The following is a 4,309-nucleotide window of genomic DNA, read 5'->3' as shown; positions in this document are numbered from 1 at the left end:
TGTCGTAATCGAATAATCCGACCACGATTACGACAACGATTACGACAACGACAACGACAACGACGCCCGGTCCCAATGCGGGGACGGCCGCGTAGACCTGATGGGTAGAGCGAAGCGAAACCCATCGTTTGCGCCTCGCGGTATCAGGCCCGCCCCCTCGCCCCGCCTGACGTAGAATCAGCGGTGTACCGAGTCCACCCGCAACCCCCGGAGTTATCCCCATGAGCGACCTGCAGACCGCCGTCGATGCGCTGATGAACCTGGTTCTGTACGGCGGCGCCGAGGCCGCCAAGCAATTGTTCATGGCCCGGGTCGGCGCCGGGACCCAGGCGGTCAGAGACACCTGGCGCGGTGTCTTCGAGCAGGCGCCGGACGCCTATCCGCTGGCCGACCGGGTGGCGCGCAACCCCACTGACCCGGACCTGGACGCCGACCTGCGCGCCCTGCTGGTGCGGGTCCTGCGGGAACACCCGGAACTGCTGCCGGCTGGCGGCCTGGCGGTGCAGACCGGTGACATCCGGGCCGAGCACGGCAGCGTGGCCGTCGGGGCTATGCAGGGCGGCAGCATCAGCATCAAGAATAGCAAATGAGCGGCCAGGGGCCGGACGGGCCCAGCGTGCCCCCGCCATCGGTCCATGCCGAAGGCGGCTCGGTCGCCGGCGGGACCTTCAACAACAGCCGCATCCACATCGACAATTGGACGGTCGCGGCCCCGGACCCCGCGGCGGCGCGGGCCCTGGAGGTCCTCTATCTGGAGCGCCTGCGCCGCGACAGCGGCGCCCTGGACTGGCTGGACGCCGTCGGCTACCGCGATCGGGACACCCCGGCCGTCACCCTGGGTGCGGTCTACACGGCGCTGCTGACCACCAGGACCCAGGAGCAGCGGCCCGCGGCGCGTGACCCCCTGGCCGGGCACGGGGAAGCGCCGCTCTCTGCCCTGGCCGTCCTGAACCTGGAGCCACACCTGGTCCTCACCGGCGACCCCGGCAGCGGCAAGAGCGCCTTCGTCAACTTCCTCGCACTCTGCCTGGCCGGGGAGCGGCTGGGCGCCGAGCCGAACCTCAAGCACCTCACCGAACCCCTGCCCGACGAGGACGGCGCGGACGGCAAGGCCAGCCCTGGGACCACCGCGCCCCGGTGCCGCTTCCGGTGCGGGTCATACTGCGCGACTTCGCTGCCGGCGCGCACTTTCCGCCCGCGGGCCGACCGGGCGACGCTGGCCCCCTCTGCGACTTCATCGCCGACGACCTGCGCGCCAAGGGCATGGGCGACTATGCCCCGGTGCTCACCGAACGCCTGCGCCGCGGCGAGGCCCTGGTGCTGCTCGACGGGCTCGACGAGGTCACCCAGGCCGGCGCGCGCCGCGAGCGCCTGGTGCAGTGCATCCGCGCCTTCGCCGCTACCTTCCAGAAGGCCCGACTGCTGGTCACCTGCCGTCCCTACGCCTACGCCGACCCCGCCTGGCGCATCCCCGGCTTCGCCCAGGTGGGTCTGGCCGACTTCGGCCCCGGCCAGGTCCGGCGCTTCGTCACGCGCTGGTACGAGGCGCGCCCCGAGTTCGAGCCCGGCCGCCGCCGCGAGCGCGCGGACAAACTCCAGGGCGAGGTCCTGGGCCGCCCGGCCCTGCGTGACCTGGCCGGTCGGCCCCTGCTGCTGACCCTGATCGCCTATCTGCACGCCAACGGCCACGAACTGCCCGACCGCCGCGCCGCCCTCTATGAGGAACTGCTCAAGCTACTCATCGACCGCTGGGACCGCGCCCGCTTCCGCACCGAGGACCCAGCGGTGGCCGACGCGCTGGAGCAGCACAGCCTGGCCGAGTTCCTGCGCGTGGGCCGCGAGGACGTGCGCCGCGTGCTGGAGCGACTCGCCTTCGAGGTCCACGCCACCCAGGCGGGGGTTGAGGGCACTGCCGACATCCCCGCCCGCAACCTGACCCACGAACTGCTGTGCCTGGCCCGCCAGGACCGAGAGGCGGGCGGGTTAGTCGACGCCCTGGCCGTGAGCGACTATCTGCGCGACCGGGTCGGCATCCTGCACCAGCGCGGCGGCACCGACGAGCGTGACGCCGTCTACGCCTTCCCGCACCGCAGCTTCCAGGAATTCCTGGCCGCCGCCTACCTGGGCCGCGAGGAGCGCGGCCTGTTCGAGCGCTTCCGCGCCAGCGGGTGCGACGAGTGGCCCGACCTGGCCGCCTGGCTCGGCCGCCGCGACCCCGACCGCTGGCGCGAGGTCGTGCTGCTGGCCGGCGGCTTCTACGTCGGCACCGACGCCCGCTCCGTTTGGGACCTGGTGGATGCTCTCTCCCCCGATGCCGCCCCGCCTGCCCTGCCGATGTGCCGGGAAGATGCCTGGGGCCTGCGCCTGGCCGGCGAGATCCTCGCCGAATGCCTGCCGCGCGAGCGCCTCAAGCGCGCCCACCAGCAGATCCACGATCGCATCCGCGACCGCCTCCCGGACCTGCTGGCCGGCACCGCCCTGCCCGCCGCCGAGCGGGTCGCCGCCGCCCTGCACCTGGGGCGCATCGGGGACCCGCGCCCCGGCGTACTGGACCTGGACGCCATGGCCTTCTGCCGGGTCCCGGCCGGGTCCTTCTTCCTGGGGGCGACGGATGCAGATGCCTTCGACGACGAGAAGAAGGGTGCGGGCCCGCATCGCCTGGACTATCCGTATTGGGTCGGCCGCTGGCCGGTCACGGTGGCCCAATTCGGCCGGTACCTGGAGCAGTCGGGCCGCACGCCGGGGGACCCGCGTTGCCTGCGCGCACCGACCAACACCCCGGTGGTTTACGTCTCCTGGGACGAGGCGACCGCCTGCGCCGACTGGCTCACCGGGTATTGGCGTGCCAAGGGCTGGCTGCCGCCCGACTGGCGGGTGGCCCTGCCGTCCGAGCCCGAATGGGAAAAGGCGGCCAAGGGCGGGGAGGCCATCCCGTCGGAACTGGGGGTCCTGATCCGGCCGGTGACGGGCCTCAGGGCCCTGCCGGACGCCGGGCAGCCGTCGCTGCCGAACCCGGCCCCGCAACGCCCCTACCCCTGGGGTCCCGAGCCGGACCCCGAGCGCATGAACGTCGAGATGAACATCGGCCGTGTCTCGCCCGTCGGCTGCTACCCCCTGGGCCGGTCACCCTATGGCTGCGAGGACCTGTCGGGTAACGTCTGGGAGTGGACGCGCAGCCGGTCCGCGGCCTACCCTTATCCGGAGGATGCCAAGGGCCGCGCCGAGCGGGAGGACCGCGCCGAACGGGAGCACCGGCAACCGGGTGTGCGTGGTGCGCGCGGCGGTGGGTTCAACTACTACCGCTGGGACGCGCGCGCCTCCGCCCGCAGCGACGACGACCCCGAGAACCGCCTCAGCGTCCTCGGTTTCCGTCTGGTGGTGGCCCCATTACTCCTCTGATCTCTGATGCCTCCGGACTCTGACCCTATACTACGCCCATGAAACCGCTACGCTTCATCGGGTCGAGCCGCGATGACCTGGGCGACTTCCCGTCGGAGGCGCGCCGGGATGCCGGTTTTGAACTCTATGCCGTGCAATGCGGCCGGATGCCGTCCGATTTCAAGCCCATGCTCACTGTCGGGCCGGGCGCCTACGAGATCCGCGTCCACGCCCAAGGCGAGTGGCGGGTGATCTACGTGGCCAAGTTCGACGATGCCGTCTATGTGCTGCACGCCTTCCACAAGAAGACACCGAAGACGCGCAAGGCTGACATCGACCTGGCGGCACGTCGTTACCAACAGATCGCGAGGTGAACCATGGGCGCGGAACCGATCATCGAATCGAGCGGCAACGTCTTTGCGGACCTGGGCTTTCCTCCCGATGAGGCGGCCATCCTGCTGCTGCGTGCGCAACTGTTGGCCGGCTTGCGCGAGACCCTGAGCGAGCGGGGCTGGACCCAAGGCGAGGCCGCCGAGCAGTTGGGGATCGCCCCATCCCGGGTAGCGGACCTGGTGCGCGGCAAGCATGACAAGTTCAGCCTGGATATGCTGGTGCGGCTCACCGCACGCACTGGTCGGCGGGTGGAGTTCTCGGTGAACTAATAGGCTAACCGCACCGGGCCTGGGCCCGCGACGACGTCCTCGGGTTCCGTCTGGTGGTGGCCCCATTACTCCTCTGATCTCTGATGCCTCTGGACGCTGATGCTCGGACGGACGCACACTACCTCCGGTTCCCAGGCGCCGCGTCACTGCCATTAAGTTGAGCCTCACTTGCAGTCCTGCCCGGCCTGGGAGCGCCGCACCCCAGTGCGGCGCGATCTCGTACTCGCTGCGGCCTTGCGTGTCGTCGACAGGCCGCGCCGCACTGGGGT

General features: G+C 70.9%; 4 protein-coding genes. All 4 read left to right on the top strand.

Annotated features, from left to right (window positions below; all coding sequences use genetic code 11):
* The first annotated feature begins 221 nt into the window (after positions 1 to 221).
* Entirely contained in the window at positions 222 to 590 is a 369-nt protein-coding gene (locus QZY48_RS06485) for a hypothetical protein (protein ID WP_295429212.1), read from the top strand.
* 547 nt (positions 591 to 1,137) lie between these two features.
* Complete coding sequence (locus QZY48_RS06480) at positions 1,138 to 3,399, top strand: SUMF1/EgtB/PvdO family nonheme iron enzyme (protein WP_295429209.1); 2,262 nt, start codon at positions 1,138 to 1,140, stop codon at positions 3,397 to 3,399.
* Positions 3,400 to 3,437: 38 nt separating this feature from the next.
* The gene (locus QZY48_RS06475; protein WP_295429206.1) at positions 3,438 to 3,752 is read left to right on the top strand and encodes a type II toxin-antitoxin system RelE/ParE family toxin; all 315 of its coding nucleotides are present in this window, start codon (positions 3,438 to 3,440) and stop codon (positions 3,750 to 3,752) included.
* Between the two features lie 3 nt (positions 3,753 to 3,755).
* The gene (locus QZY48_RS06470; protein ID WP_295429203.1) at positions 3,756 to 4,040 is read left to right on the top strand and encodes a helix-turn-helix domain-containing protein; all 285 of its coding nucleotides are present in this window, start codon (positions 3,756 to 3,758) and stop codon (positions 4,038 to 4,040) included.
* Positions 4,041 to 4,309 lie beyond the last annotated feature (269 nt).

The sequence above is a fragment of the uncultured Thiodictyon sp. genome (genome assembly GCF_903828115.1).
In the GTDB taxonomy this organism is placed as follows: domain Bacteria; phylum Pseudomonadota; class Gammaproteobacteria; order Chromatiales; family Chromatiaceae; genus Thiodictyon.
Note: the sequence above shows the minus strand (reverse complement) of the source record. Positions and strands in the feature narration are given on the sequence as shown.